This is a genomic window from endosymbiont of Lamellibrachia barhami, assembly GCF_011947365.2.
Lineage (GTDB): Bacteria > Pseudomonadota > Gammaproteobacteria > Chromatiales > Chromatiaceae > QGON01.
The window spans coordinates 4,027,912-4,054,392 of sequence record NZ_JAAVSH020000001.1 but is presented as its reverse complement, the minus strand read 5'-3'; the positions used below and the strand labels follow the sequence as shown (position 1 = coordinate 4,054,392).

Annotated in this window: 23 protein-coding genes; 8 read left to right on the top strand and 15 right to left on the bottom strand. The window is 54.3% G+C overall.

What is annotated here, in order from left to right; translation table 11 throughout:
* Positions 1 to 102 precede the first annotated feature (102 nt).
* Positions 103 to 1,323, bottom strand: a complete 1,221-nt coding sequence (locus G9Q73_RS18555; protein WP_177421105.1) for a response regulator — start codon at positions 1,321 to 1,323, stop codon at positions 103 to 105.
* A gap of 212 nt (positions 1,324 to 1,535) precedes the next feature.
* On the opposite strand from G9Q73_RS18555, the gene G9Q73_RS18550 reads away from it, so the two are divergent.
* Together G9Q73_RS18550 and G9Q73_RS18545 are read left to right on the top strand one after the other, a co-directional pair.
* Positions 1,536 to 4,358, top strand: a complete 2,823-nt coding sequence (locus G9Q73_RS18550) for a valine--tRNA ligase (RefSeq protein WP_177421104.1) — start codon at positions 1,536 to 1,538, stop codon at positions 4,356 to 4,358.
* Complete coding sequence (locus G9Q73_RS18545; protein ID WP_177421103.1) at positions 4,355 to 4,729, top strand: CoA-binding protein; 375 nt, start codon at positions 4,355 to 4,357, stop codon at positions 4,727 to 4,729. The genes G9Q73_RS18550 and G9Q73_RS18545 overlap by 4 nt, the downstream gene beginning before the upstream one ends.
* Positions 4,730 to 4,733: 4 nt before the next feature.
* Here G9Q73_RS18545 and G9Q73_RS18540 read toward each other — a convergent pair whose 3' ends face one another.
* From G9Q73_RS18540 to G9Q73_RS18530, 3 genes are all read right to left on the bottom strand, one after another.
* Positions 4,734 to 5,099 carry a TusE/DsrC/DsvC family sulfur relay protein gene (locus G9Q73_RS18540; RefSeq protein WP_177421102.1) on the bottom strand — a complete coding sequence of 122 codons (366 nt, stop codon included), beginning with the start codon at positions 5,097 to 5,099 and terminating at the stop codon, positions 4,734 to 4,736.
* A 151-nt stretch (positions 5,100 to 5,250) separates the two neighbouring features.
* On the bottom strand, positions 5,251 to 8,295 hold the full coding sequence (locus G9Q73_RS18535) for an efflux RND transporter permease subunit (RefSeq protein ID WP_177421101.1): 3,045 nt from the start codon (positions 8,293 to 8,295) through the stop codon (positions 5,251 to 5,253).
* A 32-nt stretch (positions 8,296 to 8,327) separates the two neighbouring features.
* Positions 8,328 to 9,485, bottom strand: coding sequence for an efflux RND transporter periplasmic adaptor subunit (locus G9Q73_RS18530; protein ID WP_246345395.1), 1,158 nt, complete (start codon positions 9,483 to 9,485; stop codon positions 8,328 to 8,330).
* A 351-nt stretch (positions 9,486 to 9,836) separates the two neighbouring features.
* Between G9Q73_RS18530 and G9Q73_RS18525 the strand changes: the two genes are divergently transcribed.
* A complete protein-coding gene (locus G9Q73_RS18525) occupies positions 9,837 to 10,214 on the top strand; it encodes a GspH/FimT family pseudopilin (protein ID WP_177421100.1) in 378 nt (125 codons plus the stop codon).
* 156 nt (positions 10,215 to 10,370) lie between these two features.
* On the opposite strand, the gene pgl is transcribed toward G9Q73_RS18525, so the two are convergent.
* The 4 genes from pgl to G9Q73_RS18505 all read right to left on the bottom strand — a co-directional run bounded on the left by pgl (position 10,371) and on the right by G9Q73_RS18505 (position 15,220).
* Positions 10,371 to 11,042 (bottom strand): 6-phosphogluconolactonase, encoded by a 672-nt coding sequence (gene pgl, locus G9Q73_RS18520; RefSeq protein ID WP_177421099.1) that lies wholly within the window; start codon positions 11,040 to 11,042, stop codon positions 10,371 to 10,373.
* Complete coding sequence (gene zwf / locus G9Q73_RS18515; RefSeq protein ID WP_177421098.1) at positions 11,043 to 12,572, bottom strand: glucose-6-phosphate dehydrogenase; 1,530 nt, start codon at positions 12,570 to 12,572, stop codon at positions 11,043 to 11,045.
* Positions 12,573 to 12,634: 62 nt separating this feature from the next.
* The gene (locus G9Q73_RS18510; RefSeq protein WP_177421097.1) at positions 12,635 to 14,167 is read right to left on the bottom strand and encodes a tryptophan halogenase family protein; all 1,533 of its coding nucleotides are present in this window, start codon (positions 14,165 to 14,167) and stop codon (positions 12,635 to 12,637) included.
* 69 nt (positions 14,168 to 14,236) lie between these two features.
* Positions 14,237 to 15,220: a sulfite exporter TauE/SafE family protein gene (locus G9Q73_RS18505; protein ID WP_246345393.1), complete on the bottom strand. Its 984-nt coding sequence runs from the start codon at positions 15,218 to 15,220 to the stop codon at positions 14,237 to 14,239.
* 243 nt (positions 15,221 to 15,463) lie between these two features.
* Here G9Q73_RS18505 and G9Q73_RS18500 point away from each other — a divergent pair, with 243 nt between their 5' ends.
* Positions 15,464 to 16,303, top strand: a complete 840-nt coding sequence (locus G9Q73_RS18500; protein ID WP_177421096.1) for a LabA-like NYN domain-containing protein — start codon at positions 15,464 to 15,466, stop codon at positions 16,301 to 16,303.
* 16 nt (positions 16,304 to 16,319) lie between these two features.
* On the opposite strand, the gene G9Q73_RS18495 is transcribed toward G9Q73_RS18500, so the two are convergent.
* Positions 16,320 to 16,889, bottom strand: a complete 570-nt coding sequence (locus G9Q73_RS18495) for an NUDIX hydrolase (RefSeq protein WP_177421095.1) — start codon at positions 16,887 to 16,889, stop codon at positions 16,320 to 16,322.
* Positions 16,890 to 17,178: 289 nt separating this feature from the next.
* On the opposite strand from G9Q73_RS18495, the gene ppx reads away from it, so the two are divergent.
* Positions 17,179 to 18,693, top strand: a complete 1,515-nt coding sequence (gene ppx / locus G9Q73_RS18490) for an exopolyphosphatase (protein WP_177421094.1) — start codon at positions 17,179 to 17,181, stop codon at positions 18,691 to 18,693.
* Between the two features lie 81 nt (positions 18,694 to 18,774).
* On the opposite strand, the gene G9Q73_RS18485 is transcribed toward ppx, so the two are convergent.
* The 3 genes from G9Q73_RS18485 to parE are packed head-to-tail and all read right to left on the bottom strand — an operon-like array spanning position 18,775 to position 21,946.
* Positions 18,775 to 19,398: an SCO family protein gene (locus G9Q73_RS18485; protein WP_177421093.1), complete on the bottom strand. Its 624-nt coding sequence runs from the start codon at positions 19,396 to 19,398 to the stop codon at positions 18,775 to 18,777.
* 49 nt (positions 19,399 to 19,447) lie between these two features.
* On the bottom strand, positions 19,448 to 20,002 hold the full coding sequence (locus G9Q73_RS18480) for a hypothetical protein (RefSeq protein WP_177421092.1): 555 nt from the start codon (positions 20,000 to 20,002) through the stop codon (positions 19,448 to 19,450).
* 57 nt (positions 20,003 to 20,059) lie between these two features.
* A complete protein-coding gene (parE, locus tag G9Q73_RS18475; RefSeq protein WP_177421091.1) occupies positions 20,060 to 21,946 on the bottom strand; it encodes a DNA topoisomerase IV subunit B in 1,887 nt (628 codons plus the stop codon).
* 175 nt (positions 21,947 to 22,121) lie between these two features.
* Between parE and G9Q73_RS18470 the strand changes: the two genes are divergently transcribed.
* The 3 genes from G9Q73_RS18470 to folE2 all read left to right on the top strand — a co-directional run bounded on the left by G9Q73_RS18470 (position 22,122) and on the right by folE2 (position 24,251).
* Entirely contained in the window at positions 22,122 to 22,358 is a 237-nt protein-coding gene (locus tag G9Q73_RS18470; RefSeq protein WP_177421090.1) for an exodeoxyribonuclease VII small subunit, read from the top strand.
* Positions 22,348 to 23,250, top strand: coding sequence for a (2E,6E)-farnesyl diphosphate synthase (gene ispA, locus G9Q73_RS18465; RefSeq protein WP_177421089.1), 903 nt, complete (start codon positions 22,348 to 22,350; stop codon positions 23,248 to 23,250). Before G9Q73_RS18470 ends, ispA begins: the two co-directional genes overlap by 11 nt.
* A gap of 185 nt (positions 23,251 to 23,435) precedes the next feature.
* Positions 23,436 to 24,251 carry a GTP cyclohydrolase FolE2 gene (gene folE2 / locus G9Q73_RS18460; RefSeq protein ID WP_177421088.1) on the top strand — a complete coding sequence of 272 codons (816 nt, stop codon included), beginning with the start codon at positions 23,436 to 23,438 and terminating at the stop codon, positions 24,249 to 24,251.
* A 109-nt stretch (positions 24,252 to 24,360) separates the two neighbouring features.
* On the opposite strand, the gene G9Q73_RS18455 is transcribed toward folE2, so the two are convergent.
* Genes G9Q73_RS18455 through thiL form a run of 3 tightly spaced genes read right to left on the bottom strand, consistent with a single transcriptional unit; the run spans position 24,361 to position 26,460 of the window.
* A complete protein-coding gene (locus G9Q73_RS18455; RefSeq protein WP_177421087.1) occupies positions 24,361 to 25,005 on the bottom strand; it encodes a retropepsin-like aspartic protease family protein in 645 nt (214 codons plus the stop codon).
* Positions 25,005 to 25,493, bottom strand: coding sequence for a phosphatidylglycerophosphatase A family protein (locus G9Q73_RS18450; protein ID WP_177421086.1), 489 nt, complete (start codon positions 25,491 to 25,493; stop codon positions 25,005 to 25,007). The genes G9Q73_RS18455 and G9Q73_RS18450 overlap by 1 nt, the downstream gene beginning before the upstream one ends.
* Complete coding sequence (thiL, locus tag G9Q73_RS18445) at positions 25,486 to 26,460, bottom strand: thiamine-phosphate kinase (protein ID WP_177421085.1); 975 nt, start codon at positions 26,458 to 26,460, stop codon at positions 25,486 to 25,488. Before thiL ends, G9Q73_RS18450 begins: the two co-directional genes overlap by 8 nt.
* Positions 26,461 to 26,481 lie beyond the last annotated feature (21 nt).

Here is a 26,481-nt window from a genome sequence, read left to right as displayed (position 1 = left end):
TCGGGTCATGGTAATGGCGCTTTATTCTAAGAGGGACTAGAAGATAGATTCAGCAATGAAGAGTAGGCTTTTATGCGGTTTTTTGTGGCGGATTTTCAGTGTTTAAAAGAGCTCAATATCCCCTTCATAGTTTTTCTTATCTGCATCACTATCCACTGTCTGGCTCATGGCAAATGCCTCCACGATATGCTCCTGATTCTGCATAACCCCTTTAATGCTCGACAGCACATTTGACAGCGTATGGTAAATGGTCTCACCTGAGTCGATGCGCTCCATCGCCTCATCGATCGCAGTATCGATTCGCGTCAGCAGATACTCCTCCTGATCTTCCTCCAGACCCATGCCCAACAGATCGTAGTTGATATGCTCCGCCATCTCCCGCAGCAATCCACCACTCTCTTCCTGTTTGTCCAGCATGCCCCGGGCAAGATAGTAGAGCTTTGTGCGGATCTGACCAAAGGCACTCAACAGATCACGGCTCTGCCCCAGCAGGGCCATTTCGACACTAATGGTGCTGTTTTTTGCATTCGCCGCAGACAGCACTACCGGCAGGAGATCCTTGATTTGCCCATAACGTTCAGGATTATCGAGCGGCATGTTTTTTACCAACAGACTGAGCGTGGGGTAGTTGACGATGGTATTGGCTCCAAAATCAAAAAAACGCATCTCCTTATCGGCCATCTCGATCAGTTCCTTTTCCAATGGACTGATGCCGCCCTTCGATGAGAACCAAAGAGGCGTGTTTTCATCCTTGATCATCAGGCAACACTCCAGTTGCAGATGATCCATGACTCCGAAAAGCTCATCTGCCAGCTCTTCGTAGGTTTTGTGAGCGTAACTCTTCTCCACAAACTGCACAGCCATGCCCAGTTCGCTGGTCCCGGTCATCGCGATAAAGGCGGTTTTCTGCGCCAGTTCGTATTGCGCCTGCAACTCCCGCTGCTCTTCCCTGTATTTGATCAGCACCCTGATACGGGCGATCAGGTTTTTCGACTCAAAAGGCTTTACCAGATAGTCATCCCCCCCCATTTCATAGCCCAGCATTCTTTCCCGCAGGGAACTATGAGAGGAGAGGAAGACAACCGGGACATCTTTGGTCGCTTCAGTGTGGCGCAGACGATCGCAGACCTCATAACCATTGAGGCCGGGCATCTCCACATCGAGAAGGACGATATCGGGAATATGACGCTGGGCTTCAGCAAGCCCCTCTTCGCCATTTTCGGCGAACCTCGGCACCATACCTGCCGCCTCCAGACTGCGGCCAATAATTTTTCGACTTATCTTGTCGTCATCTATCGCCAGTATATCTATAGAAGCGTCCATTTTTCGCCAATATGTCTCAGTCAATCCTAGTTCAGATGGCTCCCATTCTCTCCGAAATCGAGCCGTTCCATACCTGTTTGGCGGCCACGAAAGCGGTAACTGAAGGCAGATTCTCCACACAGTTGAGCAGAATCGGCGAAAAACCGCCCTCCACCTTATCCGGTCCATCCGGTTATACTAGGCGCCTTTTGCGACCAACCATCACGAACCCCATGGACAAGACCTACGATCCCCACGCCATAGAACAACACTGGTACCAAACTTGGGAGGAGCGCGGCTACTTTGCGCCCAAAGACGAAGGGAGCGGTGCCTACTGCATCATGATCCCGCCACCCAATGTCACCGGCAGACTGCACATGGGTCACGCCTTCCAGGACACCATCATGGATGCCCTGACCCGTTTCCACCGCATGAAGGGGGAACGCACCCTCTGGCAGGCGGGTTCTGATCATGCGGGCATCGCCACCCAGATGGTGGTGGAACGGCTGATCAATGCCGAAGGCAAGACCCGTCACGACTATGGGCGGGAAAAATTCATCGAACGGATCTGGGACTGGAAGGAGCACTCCGGCAACACCATCACTCGCCAGTTGCGGCGCATGGGTTCGTCCCTCGACTGGGAGCACGAACGCTTCACCATGGATGAGGGACTCTCGGATGCGGTGAAGGAGGTCTTTGTCCGCCTCTATGAAGAGGGACTGATCTACCGGGGCAAACGTCTGGTCAACTGGGATCCGGTGCTGCACACTGCCGTCTCCGATCTGGAGGTTCTCTCCAAGGAGGAGAGCGGCCACATGTGGCACATGCGCTATCCCCTCTCCAACGGCCAGGGCCACCTGATCGTCGCCACCACCCGGCCGGAGACCCTGCTTGGCGACTGCGCGGTGGCGGTCAACCCCGGTGACGAGCGCTACAGGCACATGATCGGCGAACTGCTGGAGCTGCCGCTGACAGGCCGCAAGATCCCCATCATCGCTGACGAGGAGCATGTCGATCCCGAGTTCGGCACCGGCTGCGTGAAGATCACACCGGCCCACGACTTCAACGACTATGCGGTCTGGCAGCGCCACCGGGATGAGAAGGTCATCTCTGAAGAGCCCCACGGCGGCCTGATCAACATCTTCACCGTCGATGCCGCTATCCGTGACAACGATGAGGGTGAGGACAACCTGATCCCGGCGGCCTACATCGGCATGGACCGCTACGCTGCACGCAAGCAGATCGTGTCCGACCTGAAGGCCCAGGGACTACTGGAGAAGATCGATGACCACAAGCTGATGGTGCCACGGGGCGACCGCTCCGACGCGGTTATCGAACCCTTTCTCACCGACCAGTGGTACGTCAAGGTGGGGCCACTGGCGAAACCGGCCATCGAGGCGGTGGAGAACGGCGACATCAAATTCGTCCCCGACAACTGGAAAAACACCTATTTTGAGTGGATGCGCAACATTCAGGACTGGTGCATCAGTCGCCAGATCTGGTGGGGCCACCGGATCCCGGCCTGGTATGACGACGAGGGCAACGTCTATGTCGGCCGCTCCGAAGCGGAAGTGCGGGAGAAACACGATCTGCCTATCGACTATCCTCTGCGACAGGATGAGGATGTGCTCGATACTTGGTTCAGCTCCGCCCTCTGGCCCTTCTCCACCTTGGGCTGGCCCGAGGATACCGAGCGGGTAAAGGCTTTCTACCCCACCTCAGTGCTGGTCACCGGCTTCGACATCATCTTCTTCTGGGTCGCCCGCATGATCATGATGGGCATCAAGTTCATGGACGATGTGCCTTTCAAAGAGGTCTACGTACACGGTCTGGTACGCGACTCCCACGGCGACAAAATGTCGAAATCGAAGGGCAACGTGCTCGACCCCATCGACCTGATCGACGGTATCGAACTGGAACCACTGGTGGAGAAACGCACCAGCGGCATGATGCAGCCGCAACTGGCGAAGAAGATCGAACAGGCAACCCGCAAGGACTTCCCCTACGGCATCCCCAGTTTCGGTACCGATGCCATGCGCTTCACTTTTGCCGCACTGGCCTCCCGGGGCCGCGACATCAAGTTCGATCTGGGCCGGGTCGAAGGCTACCGTAACTTCTGCAACAAGCTGTGGAACGCCACTCGCTACGTGTTGATGAACACCGAAGGCGAAGATACCGGCAAAGGTTCATCGGAGGTGGAACTTTCAGTCGCCGACCGCTGGATCACCACCCAACTGCAGTCGACTATTTCTGCAGTAACCCAATCGATCGACAACTACCGTTTCGACCACGCTGCCCAAGCGATCTATGAGTTCACCTGGAACAACTACTGTGACTGGTACCTGGAACTCTGTAAGCCGGTATTGACGAACGATACCTCCTCGGACGCTGCCAAACGCGGCACCCGTCGCACCCTGGTTCAGATTCTGGAGACCCTGCTTCGCCTCACTCATCCGATCATGCCCTTCATCACCGAAGAGATCTGGCAGAGGGTCGCACCAATGACCGATGCCCAGGGTGACACCATCATGCTGCAGGGCTATCCAGTGGCTGATCAATCACTGATCGACGAGCGTGCAGTCGCCGAGATGGAGTGGACCATGCAGTTCATTCTCGGCATCCGCAAGATCAAGGGAGAGATGAACATCGCCCCCGGCAAGCCAGTTCCGGTGCTGTTGGCCAACGCCACCGAACAGGATCAGACCTGGCTCACCTCCAACCGGCGTTACCTCGATTTCCTTGCCCGCACAGAGTCGGTGGAAGTCCTGCCTGCGGGAGAGGCGGGGCCGGAGTCCGCCACTGCGCTGGTGGGCGAGATGAAAGTGCTGATCCCCCTTGCTGGTCTGATCGACAAAGACGCGGAGATCAAACGTCTGGAGAAGGAGATCGGCAAACTACAGGGGGAAGTGGAACGCACCGGGAAAAAACTCTCCAACCCCAACTTTGTCGACAAGGCGCCAGCGGCCGTAGTGCAGAAAGAGAAGGACAAGATGGAGGTCGCCCGTAAGGCGCTTGAGGATTTGCAGGCGCAGGCAGAAAAGATTCAGGCGTTATGAAGCCGTCAGAACACCATGTCGCGGTGCTTGGCGCCAGCGCCAAGCCGCACCGTTACGCCAATCAGGCGATTAAACTGCTGAACGAACTCGGCTATGAAGTCACGCCTGTACACCCGAAACTGGAGAGCGTCGAAGGCCTGCAGGTATTTCCATCATTAGGGAAGATCTCAAAAACCATCGACACCCTGACCCTCTATGTCGGGCCACAGCGCCTGGTGCCCACGTTCGATGAGATCGTCAAATCAGCACCCGGCAGAGTGATCTTCAATCCAGGCACCGAATCCCGCGAACTCATGTCACGTCTGGACAAGGCGGGCATCGAGTGGCTGGAGGGCTGCACCCTGGTGATGCTGAGAACCCGCGTTTTCTGACCGCCTAATGGGTACTGCCGAAGGATGAATCGTTTGTGCCTCCAGGCACCTGTATACCAGCTATGTGGCTGGCCTGGGTAACTGGTCCACGGGGAAACAACTGATAGAGCCATTTTTTGCCGCCATCTTCGGCAAACTCCTCCACCAACGCCTTTGTGATCTCCCTCGCCTTGGCCTTCTCCCCTCGTCCGCGATAGTAATCACGCACGAAGAGGACAACATCCCAATGGTCATTACTCAATTCGATACCCAACTCCTGGGCTCTTGCAACTGCCGCATCTTCTGACCAGGGAGCCAATTCCAGCAGGTTGCCATCCGAATCATTCCGATTCGAAGCAGGGCTACGTATGTGCTGCAGTATATCCGACATGTCCATCTCCTCCTTTGGAGTTATGAGAGGAAGTATAGATCAGCGTCTGCCCCTGACAGCCAACAGATACCATGCTATCAGAAGGGCAATTATTACTACCGATCAAAACCAGTGGCATACTGGATTCGTAGGCCTGATCAAGCGCAGCGGATCAGGCATCCTTGGAGTAAGGCACCCGGAAGAAAACCGCGTACAGAACCGGGACAAAGAGCAGTGTCAGCAGCGTCGCAAAACCCAGTCCCGCCATGATGGTAATCGACATGTTGACGAAGAAGACATCAGAGAGCAGCGGGATCAATCCCAGAATGGTGGTGGCGGCTGCCATCAACACCGGACGCAACCGACTTACCGTGGCGTCCAGAATCGCCGCCAAATGCTCTTTGCCATCATCGATCTGCTGGTCGATCTCATCGATCAAAACAATGGCATTTTTGATCAACAGGCCGATGAGACTCAATGCGCCGAGCAGAGACATAAAGTCAAAGGCACCGTCGAAACCAAGCAGTCCGGCTGTGATGCCGACAATGGCCAGTGGCACGGTCAACCAGATGATCAACGGCTGACGCACCTTGGCAAACAGCAGGATACTGACCAGAATCATCATAATAAAACCCGCCGGCAGCACTTTGGAGAGTCCCGCCTGGGCATTGGCGGAGTCTTCGTATTCGCCACCCCAGGAAAGTTCATAACCCGCTGGCAACTCAATCGTTTCAATCTTCGCCCGCAGACGGTTGAACAGCGGCGTCGCCAATTCCCCCGTTGGATTACAGGCCGCGATGATGGTCTGTATCCGGTTGCGTCCCCGAATCACCGTATTCTCGAACACAGTCTCGAAACCACTCACAACCTGTGCCACGGGCACCGCCTTCTGCAACGCGGGACTCCAGACCTGGATGTCCTGAATATTAGCCACGTCCGCACGCTCATCGACCGGTGGTCGAAGTTTGATCGGCAACATCCGGATACCGTCCCGGTAGAGACCCACGCTTTTGCCTTCAAATGCAGACTTCAATGCAATAGCAAGGTCATGGCGCGTGATACCCAACTGTCGCCCCACCTTTTCATTGAAGAGCGGACGGATGAGTTCCACCGGCTGGCGCCAATCGTCGTTGATCTCTTTGGCCTCCTGGTCCTGCCGCATGATCGCCTTGGCCTGTTCGGCCAGGTCACGCAGGATTGCCGCGTCCGGCCCATGGAAACGCGCCTCTATCTTGCCGTCGCGGCCTGGACCGATACGGAAAGGCTTGATAATAGGATCGAGTTCAGGAAAATTGTCGCGCATATAATCTGCGACGGCCGGCCAGACTTGGGAGATCTGTTCCAGTTCTTCTGTCTGCACGATGATCTGGGCATAGGCCGGACTTGCCTCTTTGGGCTCGTATGTCAACGCAAACCGGGCATCCCCCCCGCCCACCAGCGTGGTTGTCTTGACCACACCCGCCTGACTGCGAAGGAATTCAGCGATCTTCAAAGCATCATCACGGGTCTCCCGAATATCGGTTCCCTCGGGTTCCCAGACATCGACAAAAAACATCGGCGTGCTGGCACTGGGGAAAAAGGCGTTTTTGATATAGCCGAACCCCAGTACGGCACTCACAAACAAGCCAATCACAACAATAACCGCCAGCCAGCGTGCCTTGATGACCGCTTTTAGAAAAGTACGAAAAACTTTAAAAAAACCTTTGTCATAGGGGTTATCCGCAGCCCCATCTTTTTTCGGACGCATGAAGAGGGCGCACAAGAGCGGCGTCGTACTGATTGCCGTAACCCAGGAGAGCGTCAGGGAGATCAGAATCACATAGAAGAGTGAGCTGGCAAACTCACCGGTGTTATCGCTGGAGAGACCTATCGCGGAAAATGCGAGGATACCGATAATGGTGCCCCCCAGCAGCGCCCAGATAGTTTTTCCCACCGCCTCTTTCGCCGCCTGGGTTGCCGGCATTCCCGACTGGATGCGAACCAGCATGCCTTCCGCCACCACAATAGCGTTATCCACCAACATACCCAGCGCGATAACCAGTGCACCGAGCGAAATTCGCTGCAGTTCTATGCCATACAACTCCATCACAAGCAGCGTGCCAGATACGGTGATCAGAAGCACTGCCCCAATTATCAGCCCCGAGGTCAATCCCATGAAAAGCAGCAGGACTGCAATCACGATGCCGATCGCCTGCCCCACACTGACGATGAAACTGTTGACGGACTTGTTTACCTCGGTTGGCTGATCATAAATAATGTTCAAATCCATGCCGACAGGAATAATCGACTGCAGCTCATGGAAGCGTTGCACCAGCGTCTCACCCACCGCAACGACATTTTCGCCACCGCGCATGGATATACCCATGGTGAGTGCAGGCCTTCCATTGAAATAGATCAGTTTACCGGGCACTTCCTCGTAGGCACGATGGATAGTGGCAATATCCTTCAGGTAGATCAGTTTCCTGTTATCCGAACTGATGAGCAGATCGCCGATCGCCTGCACTGAGTCAAACTCACCCGTCGGATGAATGCGGATATAGTCGGGTCCCACCCGCACCTTGCCTGCGTCCTCGACCACATTCTGGGACTGCAGGACGCTGCCGATCTGTTCCAGGGAGATACCCAGTTCGCCCATACGGGTACGGGATATCTCCACATAAACCACTTCCGGCTGCTCACCGCCGATGACGATCTTCTTGACCCCATCCACCAACACCAGCTGTTTCTTGAGATCGTCCGCCACGTCCTTGAGATCACGATAGGTATAACCCTCCCCCTGCAAGGCAAGGTAGATACCATAGACATCACCGAAATCATCGACGATGATCGGCCCCTGGACTCCCGGTGGCAGCTTGTGTTTCATGTCGGCGATCTTGCGCCGCAGCTCATCGTAAATGTCGGGAAAATCTTTCGCCTTATACTCGTCCTTGAACTCGACATTGAGATCGGACATGCCAGGACGCGCAATCGACATCTTGATGCGCTTCAGCTGTCCCATCAGCTGAAGCGCCTCCTCAATATGGTAGGTCACCTCATCCTGCACCTCCTGGGCGGTGGCGCCGGGATAGAAGGTGATGATCTTGGCCTGTTTGATGGTGAAGTTGGGGTCTTCCAGTTTGCCCATCTTCTCGAAGCCGTAAAAACCACCCGCCACCATGATGATGACCAGCAGCCAGGAGACGACCTTCTTCTCTATCGAATATTCACCGATGTTCATTAGCTGATTCCTGTCAGTCCGTGGGGCCGCTGCTACTGTTTGTCCATGACGGGAATATCCTCCGCCCTGGGCTCAGCCTGCTCGGTCTGTTTCATCAGCGTCACTTTCATATTTTCGGCAAGATAGGCTGAACCTGCGGTAACGATCCGTAATCCCGGCTCTATCCCATCCGTCACCTCGATCTCGGCGCCCCTCATGCGTCCCAGTGATACCTTTCGCGCTGTAACCGTCATCGATGTCTCATCCACAACCCAGACCCGGGAATCGAGCTTGCCATTAGCGGATACCGCATTGATGGGCACGAAGTGGACCACCCTCTCTTCCAGCGCCTTGGTGAGATCTGCAGTGACGTTGGCCGTCATGCCCGGCAATACGACCAGTCCGACCGGAGCAGGCATGGTATAGGTCACCTGAAAAGTCTGGGTTTTGGCATCTGCTTTGGTAGCGATCTCTTTAAATACCAGATCGAAGCGTCTATCCGGCACCGTATCGAAAGCGGCCCAGACAGACACTTTTCCAGCCTTCTCCGCATCTTTTTTGGCAGGGGCAAGTCGCAAGATCAGGTTTTCCGGCACGTCGAACTTAACCTCCAACTGGGTATTGTCCATCAGGGAAAAGACTGTCTGCTTGGCCTGCACCTCCTCGAACTGTTGTATATAACGCCTGGCGACGCTGCCATCAAAAGGCGCCTTCAACTGAGTGTAACCAAGATCCAGGCGCGCCTTTTCCAGAGCGGCAGAGGCGCTTTTGAATGAGGCTTCGAGTTTGTCGTAATCACGCCGGGAGATATGCCCCTTATCCACCAACTCCTTGGCTCGGTTAAAGTCTTTTTTGGAATTCTCGTAAGTGGCCTGACGGTCCTTCACGACCACTTGGTAGTCCGTGGCATCGAGTTTCGCCAACAGTTGCCCCTTCTTGACCCGTTCACCCTCTGCGACCTCCATCTTGATCACTTTTCCGGCCACCCGAAACGAAAGTTCCGCCTTGTGTTCCGCATCGATCCGCCCGGGAAAGTTTCGTACTCCCCCCTGCGCCGGTGCTGCCACTAACATTGACTTGACCGGCCGTGCGGTTACCTCTGCCGGAGGGGCTTCCTTCTGCGCACAGCCTGACAGAGAGATCAACACAACTGTAGTAAGGAAAATCGTGGGCAAACGCAGCATCTCTTTCTTCATCTTATTGATGTCCATATTTATTGCGAATAACTGGCGGTGGGATAATAAATCTTAGCATATATCACAATTCATACCGGTGCAGCGGTAATCCCCCACCCTCTCACGCTTTTCAGAATGATGCAGATAACTATCTGTCAGCAACAAAACAGTAACTGGCGTGGAATCGGAAAGCCATTCCCCAGGCTGGGATTTCTATTACTCAGATTGCGGTTTTCAGGGTCAATCCCTGTCATTCCGTGAACTAGATTCCATTTTCGCATGAAGAAATCGCACGACTTTCCGATAATGAGAAACAAGATCAGTTATGGAGTCAGTAACGTAATGGGTATTGATAGAATCAATCGATGTAATGGCACAGGATCTACAATGCTGCTGATGGCAGCGGCAGTATTTCTTTTTTTGATCGTTGCCGGTGTCCCGGCTTTTAGTCAGCTGAACGAAAATGAAGCCACGGCCAAAGCGGCCGGTTCCATAACAGACCACCTTCAGTTCGCACATCAGGAAGCGATTCGCCGTGGGCTTCCTGTCACTGTCTGCGCATCAGGAGACGGGGAAACCTGTAACGATGCAGAGTACTGGGGAGAGGGCTGTATCGTCTTCATCGAGGTGGATGGCGCACAAGGCGATCTCGGCAGCAGCGACATTGTGTTGAGCAAGTTCCGTAACAGTGGAGATCATCTGGGCCTGCAGAGCAACCTCGCTTACATCCAATACCAGGCCGATGGAAGCATTGTCCTTTATTGATACTTCGCCGTTAAAGCAGGCCGGTTCAAGCGCAGCGGAACCGGCAACTACTCCTGCTTCGGCACTCGATGTTGCCCGATCCGCTACGCTTGATCAGGCCTACGCATTCTTCCGTATATTTTATCCACAATTGAATAAAGGCATAATGTTGGCCCCTTATTCTGACAGAGCCAATGCAGCTGCCCTGTCAATCAACCAGGTAGCTTCGCTGGCCAGGGTAGCCGGTACATCACCAACTTCAAGCGCCCGCCGCACGGCATCAGCTTTAGCGTCACCCTCCACCATCATCAGGGTATGTTTCGCCGACCTGACAACAGCAGGGGTAATGGTCAAACGTTGTGGTGGCGGTTTACTGCCGACCACAGGAATGATCCGCCGCTGCCACTCTTCCAGCGCATCCGAATCGGGGAACAGGGAGGCCGTATGTCCATCCTCACCCAAACCCAACAGCAGGATGTCGATCTGTTCCGGCAGAATCGCCTCGTATGCCTCAGCAGCGGTTTCAGGATCATCCTCACCATGCATGCGATGTAGTATCAGATCATCCGGCAGACCACTAGGAAAGAGTGCCTCAACCGCCGCACGATAGTTGCTGGCCTCATGGGTTGGGGGCACACAGCGTTCATCGCCGAAGAAGATCACCATCCTCTCCCAGGGAATCTCCTGCTGAGAGAGTTTCCGATAAACCGGCATCGGTGTTCCACCCCCCGCCAGCATCAGATGACAACGTTCGTTATGCTGTAACACCGTCTTTATGGTATCCAGAATCCACTGTGATGCAGTGAGAACAAAACGCGCACCGTCGACAATGATTATCTCTCCCGCCACTTAAACGATCTCCCGCCATTTTCGCTCGTATCGGTGCATAAGTTTATCCGCCTCCACAGGACCCGCACCGCCTTCAGCATAGAAGGCCGGATAGCGATCTGTCGCCCGTTCCCAGGCTTGCAGAATCGGCGTTACGAATCGCCAGGCATGCTCCACTTCGTCACGACGCGCAAACAGGGTGGCATCGCCGCGCATGGCATCAAGCAAGAGGCGCTCATAGGCATCTTTGATCGGATGGTTATAGGCATCTGAGTAGCTGAAATCCATCTCCACTGTTCCCACCTGCAGTGAATCCCCCGGCTGTTTACTGATAATTTTGAGATCGATTCCCTCATCCGGCTGGATGCGGATCGTCAACACATTGGAGTCGAGGGTCTGGCAGACATCGTCACGTCCGAAAAGACAGTGCGGCACAGGACGAAAAACGACAGAGATCTCAGTCATCCGCGCTTTGAGATGCTTCCCGACCCGTAACATGAAGGGCACCCCCTGCCAGCGCCAGTTGTCGATAAAACACTTGAGCGCCACATAGGTGGGGGTACGGGAGTCCTTGTCGACATTCTCCTCATCACGGTAACCCCGGTACTGACCAAACACGACATGTTTTTCGATACCATCAGCGGATATGGGGCGCAGGGAACGCAGCACTTCAACCCGTTTATCACGGATATCGTCCGCCGCAAAAGAGATCGGCGTCTCCATGACACAGAGCGACAGCACCTGCAAAAGATGGCTCTGCACCATGTCTCGAATCACCCCGGTCTGGTCATAGAAGCGTCCCCTTCCCTCGACACCGATCGACTCCGCCGCAGTAATCTGGATATGATCGATATATTTTCGGTTCCAGAGAGGTTCAAAGATAGTATTGCCAAAACGGGTCACCAGGATATTCTGCACTGTCTCCTTACCTAGATAATGATCGATACGGTAGACCTGACTCTCATCCAGCACTTCGCCTACAATACGGTTGAGCTCCTGAGCCGAGGTCAAATCCCGACCGTAGGGCTTCTCCATGATCACCCGTGACCAAGGGGTTTCATCACTACTATCGTAAAGCACCCCCGTCTCCTGCAGACGATGCAGTATCTGCGGTGCAGCCGCGGGTGGAGTAGCCAGATAGAAGAGCCGGTTGCCACCTGTACCAATGCCCTGCTCCAGAACATCGATTCGTTCCCGTAATGCATTGTAACCTTCAGGATCCTCAAACGATCCGCGCACATATTCTATGCGTTTCGCAAAGCTCTGCCAGACCAGCGGATCGACGGGCTGCGTGCGGGAATACTCCTTGACCGCACTCTCCAACATCGCCCGAAACGCTTCGCTCTCCTGCTCGGTTCGGCTGTAGCCGATGACCGCAAACCGCTCATCAATCACGCGTTCGCAAAGAAGATTGTAGAGCGCGGGTATCAATTTACGGCGAGTCAGGTCTCCCGCCGCACCGAAGATGACCAGAAGACAGGGAGTCGACCTGTCCGCCTGTAGAAAAGGTTCCTCGGCCTCTGGCCGTATTGCATAGTCAACGGGTAACACCGATGTAATTCCTCTATCTTATTACTCTGAAAAAGCAGGCCGTTTCAAGTATTGAGGGACCCTTACCTCCCACTCCGAATCGCTTTAAGCAGATCATAATGCGAAGGCAGTTGTTGTTTCATCTGTCGTTTGACCTCTGCTATATGATTGGAAAAACGCGTCCAGTCACTTTTGACAAGGAAACGTTCAGCCGGAAAATGGCGTCCCTCGAAATAACCTTTACCGAGCAGGACATAGATATAGTTCCAGTGGCTGAAGAGAAATTTGCCCTCGACATCATGAGGTGACGGCATGAATGATTGCCACATCTCAAGATTTTCCCGCAGTCTGTCTGGCAGATCGATATCCTCACGGGCGGCAACCCAGAAGGGCTCGGTACGGTTGGAAGTGTAGTAGGTCATGACGATGAAGGAGAGAATCTCATTATACATCCGGTTCATGACTTCATTGAAGCGGTCGACTGTCTTCTGCTCGATGCCCTGCTCAGGATAATAGGTCAGCAGCATGCGCGCCGTCATCTCGATGGTATAGATCGCGGAAGCCTCCAGTGGCTCCACAAAGCCTGCTGAAAGGCCGGTGGCGATAACATTCTTTACCCAGGTGTTGCGTACCCGGCCTACCCGCATCTTGATCACCGGTGGCGTTCTTTCCCGCAGGGATTCATCGCCGATGTGTCTGATCAGTTCATCCAATGCTTCATCATCGGAGATGAAACGACTTGAGTAAACGTAACCCGTACCCATTCTGCTATAGAGTGGCACATCGAACGTCCAACCCGCCTTCATCGCCGTTGCGGTGGTGCACGGAGTCAGTCTCTTAGGATCTTCATGGGGATGAGGGATGGGGATGGCACGGTCACACAGCAAGTGGTTACCAAATTCGTTATAGGGCTCTTTCAACACCTGCTGCAATATACGCCCTCTGAAACCGGTACAATCGATCACCAGTTTTACCGGCACACGTCCCTTCTCTTTCAGGTTGAGCGCCGTGATATAGCCGTTCTCATCCTGTTCCGCGTCCACCATCTCGTCCAGGATATGTACGACCCCCCTCTTTTTCGCAATATTTGCGATCTGCCTGGAAAAGTCGTGGGCGTGCAGATGGTAGGTATAGGGTACGGGACTCTCGTAATCCTTTGCGCCTATCAATTTTGGACCAAGCTGGTTTTCCACCACCATCTGAGTCGGCATGATGCTATCGACAAAACTGCTCGCACCTGGTGCGTTGCCATATTTTTGGTAGTAATAACCTGTTTCAAAACCGCCGACGTATCCACCCACGTTAAAGGGATTATAGAAGGTGGTCGGTTTGCCCTGGGCATCCAGATTCCAGCCTACAAATTTTCCTGCGCATTTGAAGGTGGCATCGGATTTACGCAGGAATTCGCTCTCCTTGATGCCCAGTTGCTGGAGCAAGCGGGGAAAACCCGTCACCGTCCCTTCGCCAACGCCGATGGTCGGAATATTTGGCGACTCTATCAGGGTCACCTTGACTTTGGACTCCCCCTTGTTCAGCATCGTGGTCAGGAACAGACCCATCAACCAGCCTGCCGCACCGCCACCCACGATGGTGATATCATCGATCCTCTCATTCATCTCCCCGTCCCCGTTTTTCTTTAGCAGTATACCTTTGACTAATAAGTCTTTGACTCGATCAAACTCAGGTCAATCTGATCCCATGGGTTCGTAACGTCTTACACTGTACATACCATAGTAGAGCAGTGAAAATATCACCAGCATGATCAGGCTGACCGATACAACAGACGGTGTCATGGGGATCAGCCAGAGTGAGCTGATAAATTCAATCAGGATCAGCAAAATCAGCCCTTTCGCGATAACCTCACGATCCAGCAGACTACAGAACATCGCCCCCAAAGGCGCACCAACCACTACGACAGGTATGGCGGCAAGCCACCACTCCCTGATCTCTGGCGTAAAACCATCGATCACGAAAATATGTAGCAGAAAACCGACAATCGAATTCGATGCCATCAGAATCACTGAGGTGGGTGTTGAAATTTTTTCACTCACCCTGAATAACAGCACCATGACAGAGAAGGTAATGATGTCGATACCGTTCCCCACCAGACCAGACATCACACCGCCAACGAAACCTGCAAGAGCGATAATCCAAGACTCGTAGCCACTCTCATCCGGCAGCCGGTCGTGGCAGAGTCGCATGCGGCGGTTCAGCATGAACAGCGTAACCGCAAAACTCGTCACCATGAAGGTAAAGCTCATTTTGATCATGGCTGATGTCAGCAACGGCGCCACCACAGTCGCACCTATAACCATCCCGGGAATACCTGCAATTCCGGCCCAACGAATTACCCGCCACTCTACACGCACGCCCATCGCTATAATCATCAGGGATGCTGCACTCATTCCCACACTTTGAATAGCGAGTGAAAAAATCTTTGCACTTGCAGGGTCGATCTGCAGCACCTTGGTAAAGACAGGGAAAGCTATCGCACCGCCACCTTCGCTGGTGGCCCCTGCGATAAAAGAACCGAACGCCATTGTCAGGGTCACTTGCCAATGATCCTTCATGGCGGCGATAATCACATCTTCCCCAGCGATCAAATACCATGCGGACCAGATGGCGATCGCCATCACACTATGAAACAAAAGGGCTCGTCTGGAGATCAATGGCCTGGATTATCCTATTAACAATAGGGTTAATAACATCTGAAAACGGATATTGTCATTCGAATCCTTTTCAAATTTCAGTTACCCTGCAATTCCATAGGCTCACTTCAAAGCAAGGCCTGTTTAACAATCATTATTCATCTTAATATAAAGACTGCAAATGGAAACCTAATCCACCATTAATGAGTCACGTATTTATATTGCCGAATCTATATCATTCATTTTTTTGTTTAGAGAGCTACATTGAATAATAACCTCAAGATAGGCGTTTTCGTGGACGCCGAAAACATCCGCTACAACGGCGGTTACCAACTTCGATACGATATTCTACGCCGCTTTGCCGCACGTTTTGGCGGTAATTTATTGCGCATGAACACCTATATTGCCTTTGACCAGGAACGGGCAAAGGATGATTACGAATACGCCAAACGGGCACGTTCATATCAGCAGATGGTACGGGATTACGGCTGGAAGATCATCGTTAAAATAGTACGCCGCTACACCGATGAAGAGGGCAATGTCACAACCAAGGCCAATGCGGATCTCGATCTGGCGGTCGATGCCATGCTGCAGTCGGAAAAACTCGATCTGGTGCTGCTGGTCACCGGAGACGGCGACTTCCTACAGGTGGTGACTGCCCTGCAGGACCGGGGCTGCCGTGTGGAACTGCTCGGTTTCCGCAACGTCTCCAAGGAACTGCAACGGCGGGTCGATGACTTTTTTTCCGGTTTTCTGATTCCCGACCTGTTACCGATCTCCTATGAACCACGTAACGAGTGGGGCTCCCCTGGCTCCTGCGTCCGTGGCATCTGCTCGAAATGGTTTCCCGACAAAGGATATGGCTTTCTGCGCTTCATCAAGCGCATCGATCCGAACTTGTGGATTACGGATCCACGTGATCCGGAATCCCCCTATGAGAGCGTATTCTGCCATGCCAATGAGCTGGCCGACGGTGTCACCGACGAACTCCTGTCAAACCGGGAGACCGTACTCGAATTCTATATCGAAAAGAGTGAGAAGGGCGACGGCATGGTTGCCAACAATGTTCGTCTTGTGCCCACCTATGGAAATCATGGTCTATGACTTACGCCTGCTGACTCTACAGCAGTTGGGTGTGGTAGCGGCGGGGATTGTCTGACAGACGAACAATCGTCCCGCTGCGCAATTCATAGTGATTACGCCTGGCATCCTCGAAAAAAAGCCGCAGGGTCTCATGGACCACCGGAAAGGCAATCTCATCCCAGGGGATCTCCTGCTCAGCAAACAGAGCGACCTCCAGACTCTCGCTGCCCGGTCCAAAGTCGAGATCCATCAGACGGCTTTTGAACAACATATAAACCTGGCTGATGTGAGGAAGATTGAAGAGTGCATACAACGTCTCCACCTCCACTCTGGCATTCGCCTCCTCCAGGGTCTCCCTGGCTGCGCCCTCCTGGCTGGTCTCGCCGTTTTCCATAAAACCCGCAGGCAGTGTCCATAGTCCGTAACGGGGTTCGATCGCTCGGCGGCAGAGCAGCACTTTGTCTTCCCACATCGGAATACAACCCACCACCATCTTGGGATTCTGATAGTGGACCGTCAGACACTCAGCGCAGATGTGCCTGGGCCGATTGTCTCCATCCGGCACTTTAATTTCCAACTCAGCGCCGCACTGGCTGCAATACTTCATCGATCAACTCTCATATTTTTCCTGCTCCAACAGACCTTCGGCCAATCTTTTCAAACCATTGTATTTACCCAAGGCTGCCTGCCATTATCACCTAAGAACCCCCAAACACAGCGATTTTCCATACAAACAGTAATAGTAAGATATGCAATCCTCTGAGAACGCATCAGTTTTACACGCGCCGGCAAAAGCGACAATCAGCGGCCACTGACCGATAAAGAAAACGAAGGTTAGATAATCGCCATAGCTCCCGGTAAAATCATCCGGACTTCACACCGGAGATGGTCAGATCATGCAGGACAATACGCCACCAACCACAGGCCTCCAGGAAACTGTTGCTGCCATCGATTTGGGCTCCAACAGCTTCCACCTGATTGTCGTCCGCGTTACCGACGGCCATCTGCAGATCATCGACAAATTACGGGAGATGGTGCGACTTGGCGAAGGTTTGACCAAAACCAAACAGCTTAAACCCGAGGTGGCAGAAAGGGCCATCGCCTGCCTTGAGCGATTCGGCCAGCGATTGGGTTCTATCCCTTCTAAAAATGTCCGCGCCGTCGGCACCAACACCCTACGCCAGATAAGTTCAGCAGACAATTTCCTGGAGACCGCCCAGCAGGCGCTGGGCCATCCCATCGAGGTCATTGCCGGTCGCGAAGAGGCCCGCCTGATCTATCTCGGCGTGGCTTACGGCCTTGCCGCAGGGGATGAACGCCGTCTGGTGGTGGATATCGGTGGTGGCAGTACTGAACTCATCATCGGCGAAGGCTTCACCACCCGCCAGCGCGAGAGCCTGCACATGGGCTGCGTCAGCATAAGCAGGGGATTTTTCAAAGACGGTAATATCACCGCTAAGGCGATGAAAAAGGCAGAGCTTGCCTGCGCCATCGAGATCCGTCCTGTACGCGCCTGGTTTCGCGACGGTAACTGGGCTCTCGCCATCGGCAGTTCCGGCACCATCAAAGCGATCCAAAAAGTGGTTCTGGAAGAGGGTTGGAGTGAGCAGGGCATCACTCTAAGATCCCTGGAAAAACTGCAAAAGGCGATGATTGCTGCGGGCAGCGTAGAAGCACTCAACCTGAAAGGACTGTCAGCGGAACGGAAACCTGTCTTCTCTGGTGGCGTCGCGGTCCTCCTGGCAGTCTTTCGCCATATCGGCATTGAGCAGATGCAGGTCTCCGACGAGGCGCTGCGAGAGGGATTGATCTACGACATGGTCGGCCGCAGCCGTCACGAAGACACCCGCGAACGCACCATCAAATCTCTATCCAAACGCTACAATATAGACGCCGACCAGGCAGCGCGTGTCGAAGCCACTGCCCTGGCCTTCTTCAACCAAGTCATCAAAGCCTGGAAGATGGGCGATCCCAGCTACTCCAACATGCTGAGTTGGGCCGCACTTGTGCATGAGATCGGTCTCACCGTCTCCCACAGCCAGTTCAACAAGCACGGCGCCTATCTGCTGGAAAACTCCGACATGTCGGGATTTACCCGGCAGGAGCAGTGTGTGATTGCCGCGCTGGTGCGGGGACACCGGCGCAAATTCCCCTCCTCCACCTTCGAGGCGCTACCCAAGGATGTGGTGCACTGTACAAAACAGCTTTGCATTCTGCTGCGTCTTGCAGTATTGCTGCATCGCAGCCGCTCAGCGGTAACCAAGCCGCACGCCCTGTTGGAGGTCGAGGGAAATCATCTGCTGTTGGAGTTCCCGCAAGGCTGGCTGGAGTCTCATCCACTGACCCACGCCGAGTTAAAACAGGAAGCGGACTATCTTGAAGCCACTGGCTTCGGACTCTCTTTCGAATAATCCAGAACAGGATCAGTAGGCCTGATCAAGCGCAGCGGATCAGGCACTAGGAAGTGCCGGTTCCACTCTATTTGAACCGGCCTATTGATTCGCCGCCCCTTCTGACAGCATTCGTCTCATCAGGGCCAACATCTCTTCGGGTGGTGTACCATGAGGCATCACTTTCGTCAGCTCTCCCTCCCGGTCGATAAAGTAAGTATCCGCCGAGTGATCCACCACATAATTGGATTCAGTGAGCTGTTCTACGATGCTATAGGCTGCGCCATATTTCTCTGCGGCCTCCTCCACGGCTTCCGGCAAACCTGTGACACCTAAAATGCTTGGATGGAAGTACTCCCCATACACCCTGAGCCGCTCCAGTGAATCGCGCTTGGGATCGACGCTGATGAACAGCGGCTGTACCCCGGCAAGCTCATCCTCAGTCAGTTCGTTCAGGGCCATGCTGAGAAAACCCAGACTCGTCGGGCAGATATCCGGGCACCAGGTATAGCCAAAATAGAGGATGACAACCTTACCCCGATAATCGTTCAGCGATACAGGCCCCAGATGTGATTCAAGCGCAAAATTGCCGCCAACGGGTGTTGCGGAGATGGAGAGTTGTTCGTGACTGGGCACACTGTCAGACTGAGGAGCCCAGAACAGCGCCACCCATATCAGCAAGCCGCTCAACAACACAATGACGCCCAATAGGAAGATACGCTGCATGATGACTTCCGATTTCGGTATAGATTGAGTGGCTAAAGCGAATCGGCCACTATTCGCTTCTTTGCCCGATCAGCTTTGAGGCATCCTGAACAGTTTCGGCAAATAAAGTGAGCGTATCCAGAAACTTCTCATTCCTTTCAATGACCACACTCTCCTGCTTGATATCTTCATCCAGCGACTCATCAATCCTTTCAATCACTATTTCCACTTTTTCCAGCTGACGTGTCAGTCCCACAGATTGCCGCTGCAGATCCACTGCAATAAAATGGATCTGCATAGAGGAGGCTGTCGGGCGCTGGTGGAGACGAAGCAGACGTTCGATGCCGCTCTGGGCGCGGCTCATATGAAGCTCGATCTCAAAAGGATCGAACCGTCTGAAACCTGCCTGATGACGTAGATTTCGTAGCTGAACCCGTAATGACGGGGCCAATTTCCTTACTTGATCAAGCTGACTCTGCAGCTGGCGCAGATCGGCCGTATCCAACAACTCTGTTTTCGTTACACCGTTGCTGGATAAACGCTCATTATCTGCCGGCGCGGCAATAACGACCGACGACATCAGAACAACTGTCAGGACAATCAGTGAAAGACCCTGTTTATACATATTCAATATCCGGGGAGCACCCTCAAACAGTTCAAAATCCAACAAAACCCGAGTCACTCAGACTTCAGCCAAGTCCCCTTTCTTCTGCAACCAACGCTTACGATCAGGCGCGCGCTTCTTTGCCAACATCATATCCATTATCCTGTCGGTATTATCTCCTGACTCAATGGTCAGGCGCACCAGGCGACGGGTATCCGGGTGGATCGTGGTCTCCCGCAGCTGCAGGGGGTTCATCTCACCCAATCCTTTGAAGCGCTGCACATTGACCTTGCCGCGTATCTTCTCCGCCTCGATCCTGTCGAGTACACCCTGCTTCTCGTCATCGTCCAACGCATAATAGACCTTTTTGCCAACATCGATACGATAGAGCGGAGGCATGGCCACGTAGACGTGTCCCTCCTGAACCAGCTTTCTGAAATGGCGCAGAAACAGCGCGCACAGCAGTGTGGCAATATGCAAACCATCGGAGTCCGCATCCGCAAGAATGCAGACCTTGTCGAAGCGGAGCTTGGAAAGATCATCGCTACCGGGTTCCACTCCGATAGCCACGGAGATATCGTGTACCTCCTGTGAGGCCAGAACCTCCGCCGGATCAACTTCCCAAGTATTCAATATCTTTCCGCGCAGCGGCATGATCGCCTGGAATTCCCGATCCCTCGCCTGTTTGGCGGAGCCACCGGCTGAATCGCCCTCCACCAGAAAGAGTTCACTGCGGGAAGGGTCGGCCGTACTGCAGTCTGCCAGTTTCCCCGGCAGCGCCGGTCCCTGAGTCACCTTCTTACGGGTCACCTTGCGCCCGGCGCGCATCCGGCTCTGTGCAGAGTTGATCGCAAGTTCAGCGATACTTTCGCCAAGATCGGTATGCTGATTCAGCCAGAGGCTGAAGGCATCCTTCACCACACCGGAAACAAAAGCAGCACACTCCCTGGAGGAGAGGCGCTCTTTGGTTTGCCCGGAAAACTGCGGCTCCAGCAGTTTGGCTGAGAGCACATAACTGACCCGTGCCCAGACATCATCCGGCGTCAGCTTGACACCTCTTGGCAGCAGATTACGGAACTCGCAGAACTCCCGGATCGCATCCGTCAAACCACTGCGCAGACCATTAACGTGGGTACCACCCTGGGCGGTGGGGATCAGATTGACGTAACTCTCAGTCACCGCTTCACCACCTTCCGGCAACCAGACCACGGCCCATGCAACCGCTTCAGTGTTGGCCTCCATGTTGCCGACAAAGGCTTCACTGGGAATCAGCGTCTGACCAAGAAGCGCATCCAGCAGGTAATCCTGCAGACCGTCCTCATAGCACCACTCCTCCTGCTCACCACTCTTCTCATCGATGAACCGAACATGGAGACCGGGGCAGAGTACCGCCTTGGCACGTAGCACATGGCGCAGCAGGCGCACAGAAAAGCGTGGACTGTCAAAATACTTGGCATCGGGCCAGAAACGCAAACGGGTACCGGTATTGTTGCGCCCAACCTTACCCACTGGTTCCAGATCAGAGACCTTGGTGCCCCCCGCAAAGGCCATGTTGTACTCCTGGCCATCACGCTTCACCCAGATCTCAAGGTGTCGGGAGAGGGCGTTCACGACCGACACACCAACCCCATGCAGACCGCCTGAGAACTGGTAGTTTTTATTGGAAAACTTACCGCCAGCGTGCAGCTTGGTCAGGATCACCTCGACACCGGGCAACCCCTGCTGTGGGTGTAGATCAACCGGCATGCCGCGTCCATCATCCTGCACCTGCAGGGAACCATCTTTGAACAGCGTGATCTCGATTGACTTGGCAAAACCGACAATCGCCTCATCGACACTGTTATCTATGACCTCCTGCGCCAAATGGTTGGGACGGCTTGTGTCGGTATACATTCCCGGGCGTTTGCGCACCGGTTCAAGCCCGCTGAGAACCTCAATATCGGAGGCGTCGTAGCTACCTGTCATAAAATCTTTTGGGGTAAATCAAGTTTAAACTTGGAAATATACGAAGCCAGGAAGTTTACACACCCCGATAGCCCGTGGCGAGGTTTCAATCCCGCATAGGTTGGCTTTATCTCTTTACCGTGTGGTCTAATAGTTGATATTCAATCCACACAGACATCCGTTATAGAGCCAAACCGTGCCGAGAAAAAAGAAGAGCCCGCCCCTGGAAGAGGCGCTGAGCGAGCTGGAATCCCTGGTCGAGACCCTGGAACAGGGCGATTTATCCCTGGATGAGTCACTGAAATCCTTTGAACGGGGGGTGGAACTGACCCGTACCTGCCAGCAGGCGCTGGACGCGGCGGAACAGAAAGTTCGTCTGTTGACCGGCGATTCCAATGACGCTGAATTGGAGCCTTTCCAGCATGACGGGTGAAACCCATCTTAGGGACTTTATGCAGTTCTGCCAGGCACGGGTGGAGCACGCCCTCGATCGCACTTTGCCCACGACCGGCACCACGCCCACACTACTGCATGAAGCAATGCGCTATGCCGCCCTGGGCGGAGGCAAACGTGTCCGACCGGTACTCGTCTACGCTGCGGGACAGGCCACCGGCGTCAAGATGGAACGACTGGATACCGCCGCCTGTGCGATCGAGATGATCCACGCCTACTCACTGGTGCATGACGATTTGCCGGCAATGGATGACGATGACCTGCGCCGTGGGCGCCCCACCTGCCACAAAGCATTCGACGAGGCCACCGCTATCCTGGTCGGCGATGCCCTGCAGACTCTGGCCTTCCAGATCCTTTGCACCGATAACACTCTGGAAGCGAATACCGAAACCCGGCTGAAGATGGTGGAGACACTTGCCCGTGCCAGCGGTTCCAGAGGCATGGCCGGTGGCCAGGCGCTGGATCTGGGTGCGACCGGACGCGAGCTGAATCTTACCGAACTGGAAAATCTGCATATCCACAAAACGGGGGCGCTGATCTGCGCCAGCGTCCGCATGGGCACACTATTGAATCCCGATCTCGATTCTGAAATAGTCCGCAAACTCAGCCACTTTGCGAAATGTATCGGGCTGGCATTTCAGATCCGGGACGATATCCTGGATGTGGAGGGCGACACCGAGACCCTGGGAAAAACCCAGGGCAAGGACCAGGCCCAGAACAAATCCACCTACCCTTCTCTACTCGGCCTCACAGGTGCCCGCGAGAAAGCGGAGGAGTTCCGACAGAATGCCTTACAGAGCCTGGAGGGTTTTGGAGAAGAGGCTGCACCGTTACGCTGGATCGCCGATTACATCATCGGCCGAAATCATTAACTTGCACCCCTCCCTTCTGCTTGGGATAATTAGCCGTTTTACGCTGGCCGTCTTCCCAATGAGGAATATACGGAAAAACCAGAGGTTCTGTCGGTTGTCCCTGAAAAGGTGGCAGACTATCCTCCGACTTCCCGACTCAGTATTTGCATGACTTCGCACAAGGTTGGCGAAGCAGGATCCCAGACATGGCAGAAAACACCCCTCACACCGGCACCCAGATTGCGGATGTCCAGAGCAGCGAAGATACCCGCAGAATCGCCATAGATAAGGTGGGCATCAAGGATATCCGCCACCCGGTGCGCATCAAAGATCGCAGTGAGGGCGAACAGCACACCATTGCCAACTTCAATATGTACGTCAACCTGCCCCACAATTTCAAGGGCACTCACATGTCCCGTTTTGTGGAGATCCTCAACAGCCACGACTACGAGATCACCGTTGAATCCTTCAAGGACATGCTGACGGAGATGGCGGAGCGCTTGGAAGCCGAGTCGGGTCACATCGAGATGAGCTTCCCTTTCTTCATCAATAAAACCGCGCCGGTTTCCAATGTACAGAGCTTGCTCGACTACGATGTCACCCTGATTGGAGAGATCCACAGAGGCGTTGCCAACATCGACATCAAGGTAGTAGTGCCAGTCACCAGCCTCTGTCCCTGCTCGAAAAAGATCTCCGATCGTGGCGCTCACAACCAGCGCTCTCACGTCACGATACAGGCACGCACCAGAGGATTTATCTGGATTGAGGAGATCATCGACATGGTCGAGCAGGAGGCCTCCTGCGAACTCTTCGGACTGCTCAAGCGACCGGATGAGAAACATGTCACCGAACGCGCTTACGACAATCCAAAGTTCGTCGAGGACATGGTTAGGGACGTGGCGGTGCGCCTAAACAATGAGGATCGCATCAGTGCCTATGTCATTGAATCGGAGAACTTCGAATCGATCCACAACCACTCGGCCTATGCACTGATCGAGCGGGATAAGGCGGCGGGTAGTTAGCTACCAGCAAATCGTAGGCCGGTTCAAGCTTGCGGAACCGGCAGTATACGCCCGATCCGCAAGCTTGATCGGGCCTACAGCTCATAAATCTGTCATTCAGATTTATCTGTTAGTACTTGCTGTGCAACAGCAGTACCGCCCCCTGATCCTCCATCTTCACCCGGCTGAGGAAACTCATACCCAACAATACCTGTCGTGGACTCTCCCCTTCGATAACAAACCCTCGTACCTGGTTCAGCCTGATATCCCCCACCTGCACCCGATCCAGCATCACTTCATAGGCCGGTGTTATGCCGGACGCCGTGCTGACCGAAATACGCTTGCCATCCAGCTTATATGAGACCCCAAGGCGCTTGGCAACCCGTGAATTCATGGCCACCGCCGACGCCCCCGTATCGACCAAAAAGCGCACGTTACGGCCATTGATGCTGCCTACCGTCGAGTAACTGTTGTTCAGATCCCGCTGGATCCTGGCGGTGGTCGTTTCCGGCTTGCTGAATTGGCTGGAGACATGATTGCCGAGTCGGTATATCTGCCGCTCTCCATCCACCTCTATCACCGCCTCACGGCTGTCCGCGTCGATCAAGACCACGCCCTCCGGCGAGGGCTGATCGAGTTTCAACAAACGACGGGTACCATCGATGGTGACCATTACCTTGTTGGAAAAAAGCGCCTCGACAGTAATCCTGTCAACCGCGATGGCGGCTACAGGAAACAGTATGGCAATCAGCAGGAAGGCCAGCCGTCTCAGCATCAGATAAGCCCCGAAATTCGGATCAACTGCATCACCAACAGCGCGAAGAGACCTGCCACCACATCATCCAGCATGATGCCCAGTCCCCCGCCCACCTTGCGGTCGATGGAGTTGATGGGCCAGGGCTTGAAAATATCGAAGAGGCGAAACAGTACAAACCCGAGCAGCAGCCACTGCCAGCCTGCGGGCGCCATAATCATGGTAATCAGATACCCGACAATCTCATCCCAAACGATACCGCCATGATCGTGTACACCGAGATCACGGGAGGTTCGCTCGCAGAGCCAGATCCCCACCACGAACATCAGCGACACAGTGACCAAATAGGCGGTCAGTGCCAGTGGGGTCATCAACAGATAGATCGGGACTGCGACCAGGGTGCCGAAAGTACCCGGCGCAAAGGGCATGGCGCCGCTACCAAAACCGAAAGCCAACAGATGTACCGGGTTACGCAGATTAGGGGCGGGGTTGGCGGTTGAGTCAGACATCGGCAAAATGATCAAATCCTGCGGCAGGTGGTTGCCAAAGGGTACCATCCTCCCGCTCGCAGCGCAGTCCGGAGTCCGCTTCAATGCGGCCGACCACTGATACTGGCAAAGCCAGGCGACCACTGATCGCCTCCACCTCATGCAGCCTTTCGGCAGGCAGGGTGAAGCAGAGTTCATAATCATCCCCGGCGGCCAACGGCAGCGACCATCCATCCGTTTCAGCAACAACCGCTGCCACCGGTGGCGTCATGGGGAGCTGTGATAGATTCAATCTGCCACCCACCCCACTAGCCTGCAGGATATGTCCGAGGTCGGCCAGGAGCCCGTCAGAGATATCGATGGCGGCGGTCGCAAGCTCACGCAGCTCAAGCCCCATCCCAACACGGGGTTCCGGACGTTCCAGCCGTTGTAGGACATCACGCAAGTCAAAGGTTTGCAGCAACCTGTGTCCCTGCTTTGCGGAGAGTGCGAGCCCGGCATCCCCAAGATTGCCGGTGACACAGATCAGGTCATCCAGATGAGCACCGGATCGGGTCAATGCACTGCCAGAGGGCAAAAAACCCTGGGCCTGAACCGTGATGGAGAGCGGCCCACGGGTAGTGTCTCCGCCAATGAGTTGCACACCATAGCGTTTCGCCAACGCTGAAAAACCCTTGCTGAATGCCGCCAGCCAGTTGCTGTCTGCTGTGGGTAGAGTCAGGGCCAATGTCACCCAGGCAGGTTGCGCCCCCATCGCCGCCAAATCACTGAGATTGACCGCCAGCACCTTATGACCTAACGCTTCCGGATCCACATCGGGGAAAAAATGCACGCCGGACACCAGGGTATCCACAGTGACCGCCAGCTCATGATCTGGAGGCAACCGCAACAGGGCACAGTCATCGCCGATGCCGAGCACCACGTCATCACGCATGACCACCACTTCGGAAAAATAGCGTCGAATCAGATCAAATTCGGATAAGGCCATGAATTTTCAATGGTTTATTAC

What these genes read in the sequence shown, in the direction of transcription:
- G9Q73_RS18555 (WP_177421105.1), bottom strand. Translation starts at nt 1,323, where the DNA reads ATGGACGCTTCTATAGATATACTGGCGATAGATGACGACAAGATAAGT.
- G9Q73_RS18495 (WP_177421095.1), bottom strand. Translation starts at nt 16,889, where the DNA reads ATGAAGTATTGCAGCCAGTGCGGCGCTGAGTTGGAAATTAAAGTGCCG.
- G9Q73_RS18525 (WP_177421100.1), top strand. Translation starts at nt 9,837, where the DNA reads ATGCTGCTGATGGCAGCGGCAGTATTTCTTTTTTTGATCGTTGCCGGT.
- G9Q73_RS18485 (WP_177421093.1), bottom strand. Translation starts at nt 19,398, where the DNA reads ATGCAGCGTATCTTCCTATTGGGCGTCATTGTGTTGTTGAGCGGCTTG.
- parE (WP_177421091.1), bottom strand. Translation starts at nt 21,946, where the DNA reads ATGACAGGTAGCTACGACGCCTCCGATATTGAGGTTCTCAGCGGGCTT.
- G9Q73_RS18540 (WP_177421102.1), bottom strand. Translation starts at nt 5,099, where the DNA reads ATGTCGGATATACTGCAGCACATACGTAGCCCTGCTTCGAATCGGAAT.
- thiL (WP_177421085.1), bottom strand. Translation starts at nt 26,460, where the DNA reads ATGGCCTTATCCGAATTTGATCTGATTCGACGCTATTTTTCCGAAGTG.
- G9Q73_RS18535 (WP_177421101.1), bottom strand. Translation starts at nt 8,295, where the DNA reads ATGAACATCGGTGAATATTCGATAGAGAAGAAGGTCGTCTCCTGGCTG.
- G9Q73_RS18480 (WP_177421092.1), bottom strand. Translation starts at nt 20,002, where the DNA reads ATGTATAAACAGGGTCTTTCACTGATTGTCCTGACAGTTGTTCTGATG.
- ispA (WP_177421089.1), top strand. Translation starts at nt 22,348, where the DNA reads ATGACGGGTGAAACCCATCTTAGGGACTTTATGCAGTTCTGCCAGGCA.
- G9Q73_RS18545 (WP_177421103.1), top strand. Translation starts at nt 4,355, where the DNA reads ATGAAGCCGTCAGAACACCATGTCGCGGTGCTTGGCGCCAGCGCCAAG.
- folE2 (WP_177421088.1), top strand. Translation starts at nt 23,436, where the DNA reads ATGGCAGAAAACACCCCTCACACCGGCACCCAGATTGCGGATGTCCAG.
- ppx (WP_177421094.1), top strand. Translation starts at nt 17,179, where the DNA reads ATGCAGGACAATACGCCACCAACCACAGGCCTCCAGGAAACTGTTGCT.
- G9Q73_RS18455 (WP_177421087.1), bottom strand. Translation starts at nt 25,005, where the DNA reads ATGCTGAGACGGCTGGCCTTCCTGCTGATTGCCATACTGTTTCCTGTA.
- G9Q73_RS18510 (WP_177421097.1), bottom strand. Translation starts at nt 14,167, where the DNA reads ATGAATGAGAGGATCGATGATATCACCATCGTGGGTGGCGGTGCGGCA.
- G9Q73_RS18530 (WP_246345395.1), bottom strand. Translation starts at nt 9,485, where the DNA reads ATGGACATCAATAAGATGAAGAAAGAGATGCTGCGTTTGCCCACGATT.
- G9Q73_RS18450 (WP_177421086.1), bottom strand. Translation starts at nt 25,493, where the DNA reads ATGTCTGACTCAACCGCCAACCCCGCCCCTAATCTGCGTAACCCGGTA.
- G9Q73_RS18550 (WP_177421104.1), top strand. Translation starts at nt 1,536, where the DNA reads ATGGACAAGACCTACGATCCCCACGCCATAGAACAACACTGGTACCAA.